Below are 17,351 nucleotides of genomic sequence, written 5' to 3' on the forward strand. Positions count from 1 at the left end.
GACGGAGGCCTTCTACGCCCGGGCGGAGGGGCGAGACCCGGGACGGACCGGGTTCAGCGATCTCACGACCCTGCGCGGGCGCCTCGCGCGCTTCATGGAAGAGCGAGAAACGCAGGCCGAGGCGGGCGATCTCAACCTCCTGCGCGCCCGCGTCCGCGCCCACGTCGTCGCCATGGCCGCGCTCGGGCCCGGACTCTTCACGCTCACCGTGCCGACGGGCGGTGGCAAGACCCTCACCTCGCTATCCTTCGCGCTGGAGCACGCGGTGCGGCACGGGCTCGAGCGGGTCGCCTACGTCATCCCCTTCACCTCGATCATCGAGCAGACCGCGGAGGTCTTCCGGGGCGCGCTCGCGGCGGACCCGGGCGGGCGCAACGACGACGACATCCTGGAGCACCACGCGACCTTCGACTGGGACGCCGCCCGCGACCGGCGCGAGGACGGGCGCGGCGACGCCCCGGCCGACCGCCTGCGCCGGGCCGCCGAAAACTGGGCCGCCCCGATCGTCGTCACGACCGCGGTGCAGTTCTTCGAGAGCCTCTTCGCGAACCGCACCTCCCGCTGCCGCAAGCTCCACAATCTCGCGAAGAGCGTCATCGTTCTGGACGAGGCGCAGACGATGCCGCTGGCGCCAATGCGCCGACCTCCGAGGCCGCGGCCTTCCGCTACGGCGCCGCCCTCAACCGGATGCTCGACCGCGGCAGCCCTAACCGCCTGCGGCGCAGCATCGGCGACGCCACCATGGCGTTCTGGGCCGATACCTCGGCCGGCGTCGACGAGACGGCGGCCGGGCGCGCGGAGGCGGCCTTCACCCTCTTCGCCGAGCCGCCCGACGCGGAGGACGCCGACGACGACGCGCAAGAAGCCGCCAAGATCAACGACGCCCTCGACAAGGTGGCGGCCGGGCGGCCGGTCGAGGATCTCGGCCTCGGCCTCGTCTCGGGCACCCGCTTCCACGTGCTCGGGCTGGCGCCGAACGCGGCCCGCCTGTCCGTCCGTTACTGGCTCGACGACAACTTCGAGACCTTCGCCCGCTGCCTCGCCGATCACCGGAGCGACCTGCGCCTCGAGCCCCCGCCCCACCGCTGGGGCGCCAAGCCGCCCTCCGTGGGGCGTCTCCTCCTCAGGACCACGGCGCTGCAGGAGAAGTTCGACAACATCCCGCCCCTGCTCGCGGGCGAGGTGATGCGCGCGGTCCTGTCCGGCACGCGCTACCCCAGAACCTGGCTCGCCGCCGCCATCACCCGGCTGCGCGTGGGCGACGACCCGTCCACCGGCTGGCACGCCGCCGCGATCCGTGCCGTGCTGGAGCGCGACCGCCGCCTCAGGAGCGACACCGATGACCATCGAGAGCGCAGGGAGGTGCCCGTGAGCCTCGCCAAGGACGACCCCGATCCCGCCTACCAGCTCGGCCGGCTCTTCGCCGCGCTGGAGACCGCCCAGCGCCTCGCGCTCGGGCGCGTCACCGCCACGATCCGCGACCGCTATTTCGGCGCGGCCTCGGCGACGCCCGCGAGCGTCTTCCCCCTCCTCCTGCGCGGAGCGCAGAACCACACCGCGAAGCTGCGCAAGGAGCGCAAGGACGGCTGGATCGAGCGCGAGATCGTCGCCCGCCTGCCGCCGCGCTGCCGCGCTCGCTCCGGCTCGAGGCCCAGGGCCGCTTCGCCATCGGCTACTACCACCAGCGCCAGTCGCAGTTCGCCAAGCGGCCCGACGTGGCCGCCGCGCTCGACGCGCGCAGCAACGACCAGGACCAGGGGGACGGGGATGACGGCATATGAGACCGCCGGCGTGAGCCGCCGGCACGAGTTCGTGCTCTATTTCGACGTGACGAACGGCAATCCCAACGGCGACCCCGATGCCGGCAACCTGCCCCGCCTCGACCCCGAGACCAACCAGGGCCTCGTCTCGGACGTCGCCCTGAAACGCAAGGCCCGCAACTACGTGGCGCTGGCGCGCCCCGATGCGCCGGGCCACGCGATCTACATACGCGAGGGTGCAACGCTCAACAACGAGCACAAACGGGCCTGGGCCGCCGTGATGCCCGATGTCACGAAGGCGGAGGACCTCAAGCGCCTGCCGAAGGAGGAGGCCAAGGCCCGCGACCTCACCCGCTGGATGTACGCCAACTTCTGGGACATCCGCGCCTTCGGTGCTGTGATGACACCGGCGTCAACGCGGGCCAGGTGCGCGGCCCCGTCCAGCTCGCCTTCGGCCGCTCGGTCGAGCCCATCCTGCCGCTCGAGATTTCCATCACCCGCATGGCCGCGACGACGGAAGCCGACGCCGAAGCCAAGGGCGGGCGCACCATGGGCCGCAAGCACGTCGTGCCCTACGGCCTCTACCGTGCCCACGGCTTCGTCTCCGCCCCGCTCGCATCGCACCCGATCAAGGGCACCGGCTCCTCGGACGCGGACCTGGAGCTCCTGTTCGAGGCGCTGACCCGGATGTTCGACCACGACCGCTCGGCGGCACGCGGCGAGATGGCGACGCGCAAGCTCATCGTGTTCCGGCATGCCTCGGCGCTGGGCAACGCGCCGGCGCACCAGCTGTTCGACAGGGTGAGGACGCTGCGGGTCCACAAGGGCTCGCGGCACGCCATCGGCGCCGAGGCAACGGACAACTGGCCGCCGGCGCGGGGCTTCGAGGACTACGAGGTGACCCTCGACGGGACGCCCGTGACCGACACGACGACGGTCGTGGACGTCGCCTGAGCCGGGAGGCGGCCCGCGCCTTCTCCCGATCCCGCTGCCGAGGACGCGCTGATCCCGCTCCCAGCGCTCCGGTACCATCTGTTCTGCCCGCGTCAATGCGCCCTCATCCATGTCGAGGGATTGTGGGCGGAGGACGCGGCGACCGCGCAGGGGCGGCTCCTGCACGAGCGGGTCGATGCGGGGGTCGGGGAGCGGCGGCCTGGGGTGCGGGTGGAGCGCGGGCTGGCGCTGCGCTCTTTCGCCCCCGGCGTGGCGGGCCGGGCCGACGCGGTGGAGTTCCGCGGCCGGCCCGCGCGACCCCTTCCCTTGGAGTACAAGAACGGCCTGCCGAAGAGCCGCCGGGTCGACGAGGTCCAGCTCTGCGCGCAAGGCATGTGCCTGGAGGAGATGCTCGGCGTCGAGGTCCCGGAGGGCGCGCTGTTCTACGCGCGGACCCGCCGACGCGAGACCGTCGTCCTCGATGCTCCCCTGCGGGCCCTTCCGGCGGCCGTGGCGGCGCAGACCCGGGCTACCCTCACCTCGGGCCGCACGCCGCCGCCGGTGCGCATGCCCGGCTGCCGGCGCTGCTCGCTCCAGGACCTCTGTCACCCTGCGCGGCTCGAGCGCCCGCCCGCCGTCGCGGGTTAGCTCGCCCGCCAGATCGAGGGGTGACCCGATGCGCCGCCTGCGCAACGTGATCTGCGTGACCAGCGAGGACGCCTGGCTGCGCAAGGACGAGGCCAACCTCGTGGTGGAGGTGGACGGCACCGAGCGCGGGCGTGCGCCGCTCCTCCTACTCGAGGGCCGCGTCACCTTCGCGCGCGCCGGCGCCTCGCCCGCCCTGCTGGCATCCTGCGCCGAGAGCGGAATCCCCGTGTCGCTCTGCGATCCCAACGGGCGCTTCCTCGCCCGGGTCGAGGGCCCACGCTCGGCTAATGTGCTCCTGCGCCGGGCCCAGTTCGCGCCGCCGACGATCCTCCGCGCGCCGTGCCGATCGTGCGCGGCATCGTGGCCGCCAAGGCCGCCAACCAGCGCATGGTGCTCCGCCGGGCCTTGCGCGACCACGTCGAAGCCATGGCTCCGGCTGCCGTCGAGGCCTTAAGATCGTCCGAAGCGCGGCTGACCGACAGCGCCCGACGCACCCTCGCAGCGCCCGCGGTCGACACCCTACGCGGCCTGGAGGGCGAGGCGGCCGCGGTCTCTTTCGCAGCCTGTCCCGGGCTGGTCCGGGTCGAGGATCCCGCATTCGCCTCCGGCGGGCGCTCGCGGCGTCCGCCGCTCGACCGGATCAACGCCCACCTCTCCTTCATCGACGCCCTGCTCGGGCACGATTGCCGCGCGGCCCTTGAGGCGCACGGGCTCGATCCGCAGGTCGGCTTCTTGCATGCCGACCGGCCCGGCCACGCGGGCCTCGCCCTCGACCTCATGGGGGAGCTTCGCCCCGTGCTCGCCGACCGGCTCGCCCTCTCCCTCGTCAACCGCCGCCAGCTCGCGCCCGGCGACGTCGTCGTGGAGCCCTCGGGCGGGGTGCGCCTCATCGACGAGGCACGCAAGCGCGTGCTCGTGGCTTGGCAGGAGCGCAAACGCGACGAGTTGCGCCGCCCCTTCCTGGACGAGACCGTGCCCCTCGGCCTCGTGGCTCACGCCCAGGCTCAGCTCCTCGCCCGTCATCTGCACGGCTACCCCGCCTTCATCTGGAAGTGAGGCCCGCATGCCGATGCTCGTCGCCTACGATGTCAGGACCGACACGCCAGCCGGGCGCACGCGCCTGCGCCGCGTGGCGCGCGCCTGTCTCGACTACGGGCAGCGGGTGCAGAACTCCGTCTTCGAATGCGAAATCGACCCCGCCCAGTGGACGGTCCTGGGCGGGCGGCTCGTCGCCTTGATCGATCCCGCGCAGGACTCGCTGCGCTTCTATCGGCTCGGCGCCGAAGGGCGGCGGCGCGCCGAGCATGTGGGCGCCAAGACGGTCCTCGACGGACCCCTCGTTTTCTGACGCGCGAACCAGGAGCGCCCAGCTCCGCGCCAGAGGGTTCGCGCGTCCTGATTCTCCTCGCGAAAAAGCCCGAAGATGTCCGAGCCTGCGTTAAATTCAGACCGCTCACGCAGGGTTCGCGCAAGCGACACCTTTTCTTGGAGCCTGTCAGATCGTTATCCTGTGGGGGTCGCCCTCTCACGAGGGCGCGGATCGAAACTGGCAGCACGACGCCTTCAAGCACATCGTGCGGGAGTCGCCTTCTCACGAGGGTGCGGATTGAAACGGCATCGACATGCCGGCGAGCTGGGATGCGGCCGAGTCGCCCTCTTCGGCTGGAAGGGAGCGCCACTTCGCGCCATTCTCGTGCCGCCACGGGATGGCGCCGATCGTGCGGCGCAGGTTCGAGGGCGGCACCTTGGAATGCGGGCGGCACGCCTCGACCAGCGGTTCCAGCGCCGCCCATTGCGCATCCGACAGCATGGCGGCCCCCCGACTTCGGCCGGGGGACAACGCGCTCAGGCGCTAACAGGCCCTAACATCCGCCTGCCACACCCACCTCAATCAAACATTAACCACGAAGCGGTTGCATGCATCCGGCCCATTCTCTGCCGGAGATCCGCATGTCCCGTCGCCGGACCCTCGTCGCCCTCGCCGCCGCGCTCGCCGCCTCCCCCGCCCTGGCGCAATCGGGCGACTTCCGCTCGTGCCTCGCCACCCTGCGCGGGCAGGCGGCGGAGCAGGGCATCTCGGCGGCGGGCTTCGACGCCGCGACCCGGGGACTCGAGCCGGACCTCAAGGTCCTCGAGCTCATGGACAACCAGCCCGAGTTCAAGACGCCGATCTGGGACTACATATCGGCCCTCGTGGACGAGGAGCGCGTCGTGGACGGGCGCGCCGCCATGCGCCAGCACGGCGCAGCCCTTGCCGCCGCCGAGAGCCGCTTCGGGGTCGACCGGCACATGATCGCGGGCGTGTGGGGCGTCGAGTCCAATTTCGGCAAGGACATCGGCGGCCGCCCGCTCGTCCAGTCGCTCGCCACCATCGCCTGCCTCGGCTCGCGCCGGCGCGACTATTTCCGCGGCGAGCTCTTCGCGACGCTCAAGATCCTCGACCGGGGCGAGATCGCGCCGTCCAACCTGCGCGGCTCCTGGGCCGGCGCCTTCGGCCACACGCAGTTCATGCCCTCCACCTATCAGCGGCTCGCCGTCGACATGGACGGGGACGGGCGGCGCGACGTGGTGACCTCGGTGCCCGACGCGGTGGGCTCCACCGCGAACTTCCTCGCCAAGGCGAACTGGAACAACGCCATTCCCTGGGGCTACGAGGTGCGCGTGCCCGCGGGCTTCAACGCGGGGCTGGCGGGTCGCAAGAACAAGCGCCCCGTCTCGGAGTGGGCCGCCATGGGCGTGACGCGCTACGACGGGCGCCCGCTGTCCGGGTCCTACCCGGCGGGCATCCTGCTGCCCGCAGGGCCCCGCGGCCCCGCCTTCCTGGTGACCCGCAACTTCGACGCGCTCTATTCCTACAACGCCGCCGAGTCCTACGGCCTCGCCATCGCGCTTCTCGGCGACCGGCTGCGCGGCGGCCCGGGCGTCCAGGCCGCCTGGCCCACCGACGATCCGCCCCTGTCGCGGGCCGAGCGCCGCGAGCTGCAGCAGCTCCTCTCGTCCCGCGGCTTCGACGTCGGCGAGCCCGACGGACGCGTCGGCCAGAAGACCCGCGACGCCATCAAGGAGGTGGAGCGCCAGATCGGCATGCCCCAGACCGGCCGCCCCGGCGGCAAGGTGCTCCAGGCGCTGCGGGGGGCTTGAGGGCGCAAGTGCCCGCTGGCGCGGGCGTGCGGCGCCGCTTCGCGGCCTCTGACCCCTGGATCCCGGATCTGCACCTCGCTTCGCGAGGCTTGTCCGGGAAAGTGGGGAGGGTGATCGAGAGGTCTCCAGAACCTCACGGCCACTTTCCCGGACAAGAGGAGCGAAGGCGCAAGCCGGAGCGGATCGCAGATCCGGGATCCAGCGCAAGACTCTGCGCCGCAGGCGCTCCACACGAAACCGCAAGCGCCCCCCTCATGCGGACTCTGCCGCATTGATGGGCGGCGGGTTCGCCGTTACATCGGAGGGATGTGGACGAAACTCGCCAATCCGAGCTTTTTCCTGCGCTGGTCCGGCGCGGCGGTGCCGTGGCTCGCCGCGCTCGCGGCAGCGCTGCTGGCGGTGGGGCTCTACATGAGCTTCGTGCTCGCGCCGGCCGACTACCAGCAGGGCGAGACCGTCCGGATCATGTTCATCCACGTGCCCGCCGCGTGGCTGGCGCTCTTCCTCTACGCCACGATGTCGGTGTCGGCGATCGGCAGCCTCGTGTGGCGCCATCCCCTCGCGGACGTGTCGCAGAAGGCCGCCGCGCCGATCGGCGCCGCCTTCACCCTGGTGTGCCTCGTCACGGGCGCCCTGTGGGGCCGGCCCATGTGGGGCACCTACTGGGTCTGGGACGCGCGCCTCACCTCGGTGCTCGTGCTCTTCCTCATGTATTGCGGCGTGCTGGCCCTGTGGCGCACCATCGAGGAGCCCGGCCGTGCCGCCCGCGCCGTGTCCATCCTGACGCTGGTCGGCTTCGTCAACGTGCCGATCGTGAAGTTCTCCGTCGACTGGTGGAACACCCTGCACCAGCCGGCCTCCGTATTGCGCCTCGGCGGGCCGACGATCCATCCCTCCATGCTCTACCCGCTGCTCGTCATGGCGCTGGCCTTCACGGCGCTCGCCGTGACCCTGCACATGTACACGATGCGCACCGAGATCATGCGTCGGCGGGTGCGCACCCTCACCCTCCTCGAAGCCGAGCGGCTCGACCGCCGCGCGGCCGCCTGAGAGCCCCCATGCTCGGTCCCCATGGCGCCTTCATCATCGGGTCCTACGCGGTGACGGTTCTCGTCGTCGGCGGGCTGATCCTCGCCGCGATCCTCGACCAGCGGGCGCAGCGGCGCGCGCTCGACGAGCTCGAGGCCCGGGGCGTGCGCCGCCGCTCGGGTGACGAGCGATGAGCGCCGATCCCGCTGTCCTCGACGACGGCGCGCCCCGGCGACGCGTGCGGGTCCTGTTCCTGCTGCCCGTCCTGATCTTCCTGGGGCTTGCAGCCCTCTTCCTCGTGCGCCTCTATTCGGGCGATCCCTCCAAGGTGCCCTCGGCCCTGATCGGCCGTCCGGTCCCGGCCTTCACGCTCCCGTCCCTGCCGGGGCTGCGGGGCGCCGGCGGAGCGATCCCGGGGCTGTCGTCGGAGGACCTCAAGGGCCGCGTCACGGTCGTGAACATCTGGGCCTCCTGGTGCGGCCCCTGCCGCGAGGAGCACCCGGCGCTGGTAGAGCTCGCCAAGGACCCGGGTTTCCGGCTGGTGGGCATCAACTACAAGGACATCCCCGAGAACGCCCGCCGCTTCCTCGGCGCCCTCGGCAACCCCTTCCAGGCGGTGGGCGTCGACGCCAACGGGCGCGCGGCGATCGACTGGGGCGTCTACGGCGTGCCCGAGACCTTCGTGATCGGCCCCGACGGCACCATCCGCCACAAGCATATCGGCCCGATCCTCCCCGAGCAGCTGCCGGGCTTCCTGGCGAAGGTCAAAGACGCGGCGCGCTGACCCCCCTCTCCCCGCGGGTGGGGAGAGGGCTGCACCTGCGGAACGGCAGGGGCAGCAAGCCCGAAGGGCGGGGGTGAGGGGGTCTGGACGGTGCTCCACGGTTGAGGCGCCCCCTCACCCACGGGCTGCCGCCCTCGCCTCAGCCCCCGACGAGGGGGGATTCGGCCCTCTCCCCGCGCGGCGAGAGGCGTGCGCTCACCCCTCCCGCTTCACCTCGTGCCGCAGGATCAAGGGCGTCTGGGCCAGCGCGAAGGCGAGCGTCAGGGGCATGATGCCGAACACCTTGAAGCTCACCCAGGTGTCCGTGCTCTGCGTGCGCCAGACGATCTCGTTGAGCGCCGCGAGCACGAAGAAGAACATCGCCCAGCGGAAGGTGAGCTTGCGCCAGCCCTCCTCGTCGAGGTCGAACACGCTGTCGAGGACGATCTTGAGGAGCGGCTTGCCGAGCCGCAGCCCCACGAGGAGCGCGACGCCGAACAGGGTGTTCACGATGGTGGGCTTGAGCTTGATGAAGAGCTCGCTGTCGAGCGCCAGCGTCAGGCCGCCGAAGATCACCACCACGATGCCGGAGACCACCGGCATGATCGGCAGCTTGCGCACGAGCGCGTAGTTGATCGCGAGCGCGATCAGGGTGGCGACGACGAAGATCGCGGTGGCCGGAAAGAGCCGGCGCTCGGGCGTCGAGAGCCCCAGGCGGTCCGCATAGGCGTTCACGAGGAAGAACAGCACCAGGGGCCCCACCTCCAGCACGAGCTTGAGCAGGGGCGGCAGGGGCTTGCGGGTGGCATCCATCGACATGGAATCGTTGTGCCAGGGTCGGGCGGCCCTGTCATCCCCGCACTCGCGGGCCTCCCCAGGGGCTTTTTGAGGGTCTCGCCTGTTGCGGAGCCGGGCGCCCTCCCCTAGCCATGGGGGCACGACAATCCTGGAGCTGCCCCCATGGCCTATGAGACCCTCCTCGTCGAGACCCGCGGCCGCGTCGGCCTCGTGACGCTGAACCGCCCCCAGGCGCTGAACGCCCTCAACTCCACCCTCGTGGCCGAGCTGAACCGGGCCCTCGACGGCTTCGAGGCGGATCCGGGCGTCGGCTGCGTGCTCATCACCGGCTCCGAGAAGGCTTTTGCCGCGGGCGCCGACATCAAGGAGATGTCCGGCCTCAACTTCCCGCAGACCTATCTCGACGACTTCATCACCGCCTGGGACCGGGTGTCCCAGCGCCGCAAGCCCATCGTGGCGGCGGTGGCGGGCTTCGCGCTCGGCGGGGGCTGCGAGCTCGCCATGATGTGCGACATCATCCTCGCCGCCGACAATGCCCGCTTCGGCCAGCCCGAGATCAAGCTCGGCGTCATGCCGGGCGCGGGCGGCACGCAACGCCTCACCCGCATCGTGGGCAAGGCCAAGGCGATGGAGCTGTGCCTCACCGGGCGCATGATGGACGCGCAGGAGGCCGAGCGCTCAGGGCTCGTCTCCCGCGTGATCCCGGCCGCCGAGCTGATGGCCGAGGCGATGAAGACCGCCGAGACCATCGCCTCCATGTCGCTGCCCATCGCCATGATGACGAAGGAGAGCGTCAACCGCGCCTACGAGACCACGCTCGCCGAGGGCATCCGCTTCGAGCGCCGCGTCTTCCACGCCATGTTCGCCACCGCCGACCAGAAGGAGGGCATGCAGGCCTTCGTCGAGAAGCGGCCGGCGGGCTTCCAGAACCGGTGAGCGCCATGGGACACCCCGCCGAGACCATCGTGCCCGCCCCCGACGTTCCAGCCTTCGAGGACGTGGTCCAGGCCGCCCGCCGCCTGGAGGGCGCGGCGCACAAGACGCCCGTGCTCACCTCCCGCACGGCGGACGCGCGCACGGGCGCTCGCCTGTTCTTCAAGGCCGAGAACCTCCAGCGCGCCGGCTCCTTCAAGTTCAGGGGCGCCTACAACGCCATCGCGGCCCTCGACGAGGCGGCGCGCCGGCGCGGCGTCGTGGCCTTTTCCTCGGGCAACCACGCCCAGGCGATCGCGCTCGCGGGGCAGCTCCAGGGCGCGCCCGTCGTCGTGGTGATGCCCCACGACGCCCCCGCCATGAAGGTGGCGGCGACCCGCGGCTACGGAGCCGAGGTGGTGATCTACGACCGCTACAAGGAGGACCGGGAGGCCATCGGCCGCCGGCTCTCCGCCGAGCGGGGCCTCGCCCTCATCCCGCCCTTCGACCACGCGGACGTCATCGCGGGCCAGGGCACGGCCGCCATGGAGCTCATCGGCGAGACGGGCCCCCTCGACCTGATCCTCGCGTGCCTCGGCGGCGGCGGGCTGACCTCCGGCACCGCGCTCGCGGCTCACGCGCTCTCGCCGGGCTGCCGGGTGATCGGCGTCGAGCCGGAGGCGGGGGACGACGCGCGCCAGTCGCTGAACCGTGGCGAGATCGTCCAGATCCCCGTGCCGCAGACCATCGCGGACGGGGCCCAGACCACCGCGCTCGGGCGGCGCACCTTCGCGATTATGCGCGAGCGCGTCGCCGACGTGGTGACGGTGTCGGACGCGCAGCTCGTCGACACGATGCGCTTCCTGGCCGAGCGCCTGAAGATCGTCGTCGAGCCCACCGGCTGCCTCGCGGCGGCCGCAGCCCTGCACGGGGCGGTGCCCGTGGAGGGAAAGCGCGTCGGCGTGATCCTCAGCGGTGGCAACGTCGACATCGCGGCCTTCGCCCGCATGGTGGGGTGACGCGCCGCGCCCGGCCTCAAGGGGGCGAGACGGGAGAGCGAGGCCACGGGGGCGGGCCTCAGGTCCGGTCCCGCCTCCGCGCGCACCTGCGAGGGCTCCCTCAAAGGGGCGTCACCAGGGCGTCGGTGGTGCGGATCTCGCCCACCTCGATGCCGTTCCAGTTGGTGAGGCGCGGGCGGGCGAGGGCCTCGACCGTCGCGCGCTCGGGGCCGTCGAGCTCCAGGAAGCGCAGGATGAGGGCCGCCAGCACGGCCTGGGCGGCGCGGCTCGCGCCGTCGTCGCACTTGAGCGCGATGCCGAGCCCGCTCCCGGGCAGCGCTGCGCAATAGACGCCCTCCGCCCCCGTCTTCACGAAGGCGCGCTCAGCCAAGGCCTCCATGAGCACGGTGTCGAAGTGGCCCGTGCCCGCCACCATGAACGGGTGCGCGGCCGCCGCCCGCCGGATCCGTGCCGCGGCGCGCTTGCAGTCGGGCGAGAGGCCGACCCCCGTGCCGAACTTCGCGAAGCCGTAGGCGAGCGAGGGCAGCGGCACGGCGTAGGTGGGAATCGAGCACCCGTCGACGGCTTGGACGTCGGGGGTGTGGGAGGCGCCCGTGAGGTCCTCGAGCGAGGCGCGCACGATGCCCTGCACCCGGTGATCGGCCCGGACGTAGCCCTTGGGGTCCTCGCCGAGATCGCAGGCAAGGCATAGGAAGCCCGCATGCTTGCCCGAGCAGTTGTTGTGGAGCGCGCTCGGCGTCCCGCCTGCGGCGGCGAGGGCCCGGGCGGCGGCGGGGTCCATGGGCCAGTGGGCGCCGCATTCGAGGCAGCCCACGTCGCAGCGCGCCTTCTCCAGCATGGCGCGCGCCGTCGCCACATGGGCGGGCTCGCCGAAATGGGAGGACACGGCGAGCGCGATCTCGGCATCGGTGAGCCCGAGACGCTCGGCGGCGCCGCTATGCACCATGGGCAGGATCTGCAGCGCCTTCACGGCTGAGCGGGGGAAGACCGGCAGGTCGACGTCGCCGAGGCTCATGAGCACGCCGCCGTCCGCATCGACCACCGAGACCGCGCCGCGATGGCGGGATTCGACCAGCGGGCCACGCGTGACCTCGACGAGAACGGGGTTGTCCATGGGGGATCCTTGCTGAAGGCGCCCCTTCTGGCCCCATGCGGCGCCGCTGTCAAAGCTGGGCCGTCCCCCTCCCCCTTGCGGGGAGGGGCCGGGGGTGGGGGTCGGGACGCGAGAGGTCCCGGTCTAGGAAAGGGCTGTACAGGCGTGCGTGCGCCCCACCTCACCGCCAGCTCCGACTTTGCGACCCCCACCCCCAACCCCTCCCCGCAAGGGGGAGGGGAGTACCGCCCAACCGTTGCCACTAAGCCTCACCTGCCCGAAGGGAGCCCCCGGATTAACGATGGGGAAGGATCGGGCCTGGACAGAGGCCATCCCCCTCAATGTAAGGTTTCGCCCAGTCGATTCAGGCCCACCCGCCCAGCCAGGATGCCAGCCCATGCACGATGAGATCCCGCTGGAGCCGCGCGGCCCGGCCATGCCGCTGTTCACCGCCCGCGAGATGGTGCTGATGGTGGTGGTCTCGGCCGCCATCGCGGCGGGCCTCCTGCCCTTCATCGGCTGAGCCGCCCTTCCCCGGCGCGGCCGCATGGGGGATGAAGGCGCCGTCCGTCCGCGCCCCCGATTCGCCCCATGCTCCGCCGCCTCGCCCCCCTCCTTGCCGCCCTCGCCCTGCTCGCCGGCTGCGCCTATGCGCCCCGCGGCCTGGAGGGCGTGCCCGAGGGCGAGGGCTGGGTGGCGTTCCCCTTGCGCGGCTGGCTCGCCGAGGGGCGCGGCCGGCCGGAGGCGATGGTGGCCTGCCTCTCGGCCGCCTGCCCGCACCGCCTGGCGGTGGCCCTGATCACGCTGTCCGGCGACGATGCCGCGACCACGGCGCAGGTGCTGCGGGACCCCGAGCGCCTTGGCCGTTATCTTCGCGGGCGCGACCGGGCCGACACCGACCCGCGCCGCGCCGCGATCCGCACGCAGGTCGCGGTGCGCGCCCTTCGCGAGGAGGGCCTGCCGGGCTTCGCCATCACCCTGTCGCGGGCCGACGGCGCCCGTCCGCCGGCCTATGGCGGCGCGGTGGGGCGCATCGAGGGCGACGAGTTGCGCGTCGTGCTGGCGGCGGGCGACGACGAGGCGGCGGTGCTCGCGGGGCTGCGCGGCGTCGTGGCGGCGCGCCTCGCGCGCTGAGCGGCCCTCCGGGTTGTCTGGCGTGCCGGTTGGGTTTAAGCCCGTCGCGTGCAGCCCGCAGGAGCCGTCATGAGAGCCCGCGTCACCGTCACCCTGAAATCCGGCGTCCTCGATCCGCAGGGCAAGGCCATCGAAGGGGCCCTGCGTTCGCTCGGCGTCGAGGGCGTGGCGAGCGTGCGCCAGGGCAAGGTGTTCGACGTGGAGCTCGACACGGGCGACCAGGCCCGCGCCGAGGCCGCCTTGAAGGCCGCCTGCGAGCGGCTTCTCGCCAACACGGTGATCGAGAACTACCGGGTCGAGATCGCGTCATGAAGGCCGCCGTCATCGTCTTCCCCGGCTCGAACCGCGAGGGCGACGTGCTGCGGGCCCTGCGCCAGGCGGGCGCCGAGGTGCACACGGTCTGGCACGCGGAGACGGAGCTGCCCGCGGGCACCGACCTCGCCGTGCTGCCGGGCGGCTTCTCGTATGGCGATTATCTGCGCTGCGGCGCCATCGCGGGCCGCGCCGCCGTCATGGGCGCGGTGCGGGCGCATGCCGCGCGCGGCGGCCTCGTGCTCGGCATCTGCAACGGCTTCCAGATCCTGTGCGAATCCGGGCTCCTGCCCGGCATCCTCATGCGCAACGCGAACCTTCGCTTCCTCTGCCACCGGCAAAAGCTGCGGGTGGAGCGCAACGACACGGCCTTCACGCGCGCCTACGCGAAGGACCAGGTGATCGACGTGTGCGTGGCGCATGGCGAGGGCAACTACTTCGCCGACGAGGAGACCCTCCGGCGCATCGAGGGCGAGGGGCGCGTGGCCTTCCGCTACGCCAACGCTGCCGGCGGGATCGTGGCCGACGCCAACGTCAACGGCTCGCTCAACGCGATCGCCGGTATCTATTCCGAGGGCCTCAACGTGCTCGGCATGATGCCGCACCCGGAGAACCTCATCGACGACCTGGTGGGCGGCACGGACGGCCGCGGGCTGTTCGAGAGCCTCGTCCGGGCGGCTTGAGCGGACCCGTTTCCGGTTGCGGCCCAAGGCTTTCGACCCCATATCGGGGGGAGCGGCGCCGCTCTTGCGGCGCCCTCCGATCCCCCACTCGCGCGAGCCCCGATGTCCCGTTCCGTCGCCGGTCCCGAGATCGAGCGCCTGATCCAGCTCATGGCCCGCCTGCCGGGCCTCGGCCCGCGCTCGGCGCGCCGCGCCGCGCTCCACCTGATCAAGAAGCGCGAGACGCTGCTTGGCCCCCTCTCCGACGCCATGCGGGTCGCGGCCGAGCGGGTGGTGGTGTGCCGCTCCTGCGGCAACGTCGACACCAGCGACCCCTGCACCATCTGCACCGACGCCAAGCGTGATCCCTCCCTCATCGTGGTGGTGGAGGACGTCTCGGACCTGTGGGCCCTGGAGCGCTCGGGCGCCGTTCCCGGCCGCTACCACGTGCTCGGCGGCGTGCTCTCCCCCCTCGACGGGGTGCGCCCGGAACACCTCAACATCGAGGGCCTGGTGAGCCGCGCCTCCGAGCCCGGCGTCGGCGAGATCATCCTCGCCCTCAACGCAACCGTCGACGGCCAGACGACCGCCCACTACGTCACCGAGCGCCTGTCGCACCTCCCCCTCAAGATCACGCGGCTTGCCCACGGCGTGCCGGTGGGCGGCGAGCTCGACTATCTCGACGAGGGCACCCTGTCGGCGGCGATCCGCAGCCGGACGGCGTTTTGAGCCGGCACCGGCCCTTCGTCGCGCAACGGTCCAGGATATGGCCTCCCCTCCCCCCTTGCGGGGGAGGATGCGGAGGGGGGTCGGCGCGAAGCGCCGGACCACAGTTTGTTCAAGCGCTCGCCTAATCGTTCTGGCGCGCGGCGAGGCTTGCGCCTCGCCGACCCCCCTCTGCCCCTTCGGGGCATCTCCCCCGCAAGGGGGGAGAGGGGAGCCTGCTCGTTTCGCCTGAACTCCAGCGGTTCGCGCGCGGAATGCCGGTGATCCCTCTCCCCCTCGCGGGGGAGAGATGGAGAGGGGGGTGCGGCGCGACAGCGCCGCCACCACGGTTCACACCCGCGATCGGGCGGCGCTTGGGGATGGCACCGCATCCCACCGGCCTTGGATCGGCCGCTTTCACCCTCTATTGGCCCTACCCCAACGCAGAGCCAGAGGCTCGTTGTGCTGCGCGGCCCGATCGGTTAGGTTGCCCGCCAAGCGGGAGGCCCGGAAAGCCTGTCCTTGACTGCGCCCGCCCCCGTCGAGCCGCGGATCTCAACCCCACACGTTCGGAGCCACGGCCCACCTCATGGACTTCCTCAAATCACGGTATACGCCTATGAACCGCCGCCGTCGCATCTACGAGGGCAAGGCGAAGGTCCTCTACGAGGGCCCGGAGCCCGGAACGCTCATCCAGCACTTCAAGGATGACGCCACCGCCTTCAACGCCAAGAAGCACGAGATCATCGACGGCAAGGGCGTGCTGAACAACCGCATCAGCGAGTTCGTCTTCCAGCACCTCAACGACATCGGCGTGCCGACGCACTTCATCCGCCGCCTCAACATGCGCGAGCAGCTCATCCGCGAGGTGGAGATCGTCCCGCTCGAGGTGGTGGTGCGCAACGTCGCGGCGGGCTCGCTCGCCCAGCGGCTCGGGCTGGAGGAGGGCACGCAGCTCCCCCGCTCGATCATCGAGTTCTACTACAAGAACGACAAGCTCGGGGACCCGATGGTCTCGGAGGAGCACATCACGGCCTTCGGCTGGGCGACGCCCCAGGAGATCGACGACATCATGGCGCTCGCCATCCGGGTCAACGATTTCCTCTCCGGCCTCTTCCTCGGCGTCGGCATCCGCCTCGTCGACTTCAAGATGGAGACGGGCCGCCTGTGGGAGGGCGACCTGATGCGCATCGTGGTGGCCGACGAGATCTCCCCCGATTCCTGCCGCCTGTGGGACATCAAGTCCGCCGACAAGCTCGACAAGGACCGCTTCCGCCGCGACCTGGGCGGCCTCATCGAGGCCTATTCGGAGGTGGCCCGTCGCCTCGGCATCCTGGCCGAGAACGAGAAGGTCCAGACGGGCGGCCCGCGCCTGGTGCAATAAGCGCCCCTCCCCCCTATGACTAACTGTGAAGCCCGGCCCCGCGCCGGGCTTTTTGCTGATCCGTCCGCCCCAGCCATGCGCCCCGCGTTGCGGGACCCCGGCCCCGCTCCTATCCTTGGGCCGACATGAGAGCGGAGCCCCCATGGCCGGCATCGACTACGAGGCGGAGTACAACAACCGGGCCCGCGTGCCCGAGCATCCCGCGATCATCGAGGGCTGGGCCCGGGACGCCGCCGCCTACCGCGAGGCTCACCCGCCCCGCTCCTTCGCCTATGGCGACAGCGAGCGGCAGGCGATCGACCTGTTCGCGGGCACGGGCGAGGAGGCGCGGCCCCTCGTGATGTTCATCCATGGCGGCTACTGGCAGGGCCTGCACCCCGCCTATTTCAGCCATCTGGCGCGGGGCCTCAACGCGCGCGGCATCGACGTCGCGGTGCCGGGCTACGACCTCGCCCCGACGGTGCATGTGGGCGAGATCGTCGACCAGATGCGCGCCGCCGCCGGGCGCCTGTGGCGCGAGACCGGGCGGCGGGTGACGGTGGCGGGCCACTCGGCCGGCGGTCACCTCGCCGCCTGCCTCCTCGCGACCGACTGGGCCGCGGCCGGCCTGCCCGCCGATCTCGTGCCGGGGGCCTACGCGATCTCGGGCCTCTTCGAGCTGCGCCCGCTCCTCACGACGAGCGTCAACCGCGCGCTCGGCCTCCAGCCCGCCGAGGCCGACCGCCTGAGCCCCCTCCTCTGGCCAGCCCCCGCCGGCCGCGCCCTCGACGCCGTGGTGGGAGCCCGGGAGAGCGACGAATACCTGCGCCAGAGCCGCACCATCGCCGAGCGCTGGGCCACGGCGGGCGTCGCGACCCGCTTCGAGGCGCTGCCTGGCGCCGACCACTTCACGGTGATCGCTCCCCTCGCCGATCCGGGCTCGGCGATGACGGCGCGCGTGGCGGAATTGGCGCGCTGGCTCCCCTCTCCCATGGGGAGAGGGGCCGGGGGTGAGGGGGTACGACGGAAGACCAGTGGTTTCGGATAGCGCCGACGCGCCCTCTCTCCCCTCAGGGGAG

Annotated in this window: 18 protein-coding genes and 4 pseudogenes; 19 read left to right on the top strand and 3 right to left on the bottom strand. The window is 71.9% G+C overall.

All coding sequences use genetic code 11. The features are described 5' to 3' along the window. Positions 1 to 172 precede the first annotated feature (172 nt). The 6 genes and pseudogenes from F0L46_RS27175 to cas2 all read left to right on the top strand — a co-directional run. Positions 173 to 610, top strand: a pseudogene (locus F0L46_RS27175) (DEAD/DEAH box helicase); the annotation flags it as partial. Continuing rightward, positions 562 to 2,106 (top strand): annotated as a pseudogene (gene cas8c / locus F0L46_RS27180) (type I-C CRISPR-associated protein Cas8c/Csd1); the annotation flags it as partial. The pseudogenes F0L46_RS27175 and cas8c, both read left to right, overlap by 49 nt. 80 nt (positions 2,107 to 2,186) lie before the next feature. Beyond that, on the top strand, positions 2,187 to 2,714 hold the full coding sequence (locus F0L46_RS27575) for a CRISPR-associated protein (RefSeq protein WP_438646659.1): 528 nt from the start codon (positions 2,187 to 2,189) through the stop codon (positions 2,712 to 2,714). A gap of 51 nt (positions 2,715 to 2,765) precedes the next feature. Beyond that, on the top strand, positions 2,766 to 3,341 hold the full coding sequence (gene cas4 / locus F0L46_RS04470) for a CRISPR-associated protein Cas4 (protein ID WP_276315507.1): 576 nt from the start codon (positions 2,766 to 2,768) through the stop codon (positions 3,339 to 3,341). A gap of 28 nt (positions 3,342 to 3,369) precedes the next feature. Next, positions 3,370 to 4,397 (top strand): annotated as a pseudogene (cas1c, locus tag F0L46_RS04475) (type I-C CRISPR-associated endonuclease Cas1c). Between the two features lie 7 nt (positions 4,398 to 4,404). Further along, complete coding sequence (gene cas2 / locus F0L46_RS04480) at positions 4,405 to 4,689, top strand: CRISPR-associated endonuclease Cas2 (protein ID WP_149815836.1); 285 nt, start codon at positions 4,405 to 4,407, stop codon at positions 4,687 to 4,689. A 303-nt stretch (positions 4,690 to 4,992) separates the two neighbouring features. Here cas2 and F0L46_RS04485 read toward each other — a convergent pair. After that, a pseudogene (locus F0L46_RS04485) lies at positions 4,993 to 5,151 on the bottom strand (transposase); the annotation flags it as partial. Between the two features lie 140 nt (positions 5,152 to 5,291). On the opposite strand from F0L46_RS04485, the gene F0L46_RS04490 reads away from it, so the two are divergent. From F0L46_RS04490 to F0L46_RS04505, 4 genes are all read left to right on the top strand, one after another. Then, positions 5,292 to 6,482: a lytic murein transglycosylase gene (locus tag F0L46_RS04490; RefSeq protein ID WP_149815837.1), complete on the top strand. Its 1,191-nt coding sequence runs from the start codon at positions 5,292 to 5,294 to the stop codon at positions 6,480 to 6,482. A gap of 306 nt (positions 6,483 to 6,788) precedes the next feature. Beyond that, positions 6,789 to 7,532, top strand: a complete 744-nt coding sequence (locus F0L46_RS04495; RefSeq protein ID WP_149815838.1) for a heme ABC transporter permease — start codon at positions 6,789 to 6,791, stop codon at positions 7,530 to 7,532. 8 nt (positions 7,533 to 7,540) lie between these two features. Next, the gene (ccmD, locus tag F0L46_RS04500; RefSeq protein ID WP_149815839.1) at positions 7,541 to 7,705 is read left to right on the top strand and encodes a heme exporter protein CcmD; all 165 of its coding nucleotides are present in this window, start codon (positions 7,541 to 7,543) and stop codon (positions 7,703 to 7,705) included. Next, positions 7,702 to 8,295, top strand: a complete 594-nt coding sequence (locus F0L46_RS04505) for a DsbE family thiol:disulfide interchange protein (RefSeq protein ID WP_149815840.1) — start codon at positions 7,702 to 7,704, stop codon at positions 8,293 to 8,295. The genes ccmD and F0L46_RS04505 overlap by 4 nt, the downstream gene beginning before the upstream one ends. A 195-nt stretch (positions 8,296 to 8,490) precedes the next feature. Here the strand turns inward: F0L46_RS04505 and F0L46_RS04510 are convergent, their stop codons facing one another. Then, on the bottom strand, positions 8,491 to 9,093 hold the full coding sequence (locus tag F0L46_RS04510) for a septation protein A (protein WP_149815841.1): 603 nt from the start codon (positions 9,091 to 9,093) through the stop codon (positions 8,491 to 8,493). 141 nt (positions 9,094 to 9,234) lie between these two features. Between F0L46_RS04510 and F0L46_RS04515 the strand changes: the two genes are divergently transcribed. Together F0L46_RS04515 and F0L46_RS04520 are read left to right on the top strand one after the other, a co-directional pair. Further along, on the top strand, positions 9,235 to 10,008 hold the full coding sequence (locus F0L46_RS04515; protein ID WP_149815842.1) for an enoyl-CoA hydratase: 774 nt from the start codon (positions 9,235 to 9,237) through the stop codon (positions 10,006 to 10,008). 5 nt (positions 10,009 to 10,013) lie between these two features. Further along, a complete protein-coding gene (locus F0L46_RS04520) occupies positions 10,014 to 11,003 on the top strand; it encodes a threo-3-hydroxy-L-aspartate ammonia-lyase (RefSeq protein WP_149815843.1) in 990 nt (329 codons plus the stop codon). A gap of 100 nt (positions 11,004 to 11,103) precedes the next feature. Here the strand turns inward: F0L46_RS04520 and F0L46_RS04525 are convergent, their stop codons facing one another. Further along, positions 11,104 to 12,117: an asparaginase gene (locus F0L46_RS04525; protein ID WP_149815844.1), complete on the bottom strand. Its 1,014-nt coding sequence runs from the start codon at positions 12,115 to 12,117 to the stop codon at positions 11,104 to 11,106. Positions 12,118 to 12,493: 376 nt separating this feature from the next. Between F0L46_RS04525 and F0L46_RS27035 the strand changes: the two genes are divergently transcribed. The 7 genes from F0L46_RS27035 (at position 12,494) to F0L46_RS04555 (ending at position 17,320) form a co-directional block, all read left to right on the top strand. Continuing rightward, a complete protein-coding gene (locus F0L46_RS27035; protein WP_276315505.1) occupies positions 12,494 to 12,619 on the top strand; it encodes a hypothetical protein in 126 nt (41 codons plus the stop codon). A gap of 68 nt (positions 12,620 to 12,687) precedes the next feature. After that, positions 12,688 to 13,230, top strand: a complete 543-nt coding sequence (locus F0L46_RS04530) for a hypothetical protein (RefSeq protein WP_149815845.1) — start codon at positions 12,688 to 12,690, stop codon at positions 13,228 to 13,230. A 69-nt stretch (positions 13,231 to 13,299) separates the two neighbouring features. Continuing rightward, positions 13,300 to 13,542: a phosphoribosylformylglycinamidine synthase subunit PurS gene (gene purS, locus F0L46_RS04535; protein ID WP_149815846.1), complete on the top strand. Its 243-nt coding sequence runs from the start codon at positions 13,300 to 13,302 to the stop codon at positions 13,540 to 13,542. Then, entirely contained in the window at positions 13,539 to 14,225 is a 687-nt protein-coding gene (gene purQ / locus F0L46_RS04540; protein ID WP_149815847.1) for a phosphoribosylformylglycinamidine synthase subunit PurQ, read from the top strand. Before purS ends, purQ begins: the two co-directional genes overlap by 4 nt. Positions 14,226 to 14,327: 102 nt before the next feature. After that, positions 14,328 to 14,933: a recombination mediator RecR gene (recR, locus tag F0L46_RS04545; protein ID WP_149815848.1), complete on the top strand. Its 606-nt coding sequence runs from the start codon at positions 14,328 to 14,330 to the stop codon at positions 14,931 to 14,933. Positions 14,934 to 15,498: 565 nt separating this feature from the next. Beyond that, positions 15,499 to 16,293 (top strand): phosphoribosylaminoimidazolesuccinocarboxamide synthase, encoded by a 795-nt coding sequence (gene purC, locus F0L46_RS04550; RefSeq protein ID WP_149815849.1) that lies wholly within the window; start codon positions 15,499 to 15,501, stop codon positions 16,291 to 16,293. Between the two features lie 142 nt (positions 16,294 to 16,435). Then, the gene (locus F0L46_RS04555) at positions 16,436 to 17,320 is read left to right on the top strand and encodes an alpha/beta hydrolase (RefSeq protein WP_149815850.1); all 885 of its coding nucleotides are present in this window, start codon (positions 16,436 to 16,438) and stop codon (positions 17,318 to 17,320) included. Positions 17,321 to 17,351 lie beyond the last annotated feature (31 nt).

The organism is Salinarimonas soli (assembly GCF_008386575.1).
GTDB classification, from domain to species: Bacteria; Pseudomonadota; Alphaproteobacteria; order Rhizobiales; family Beijerinckiaceae; genus Salinarimonas_A; species Salinarimonas_A soli.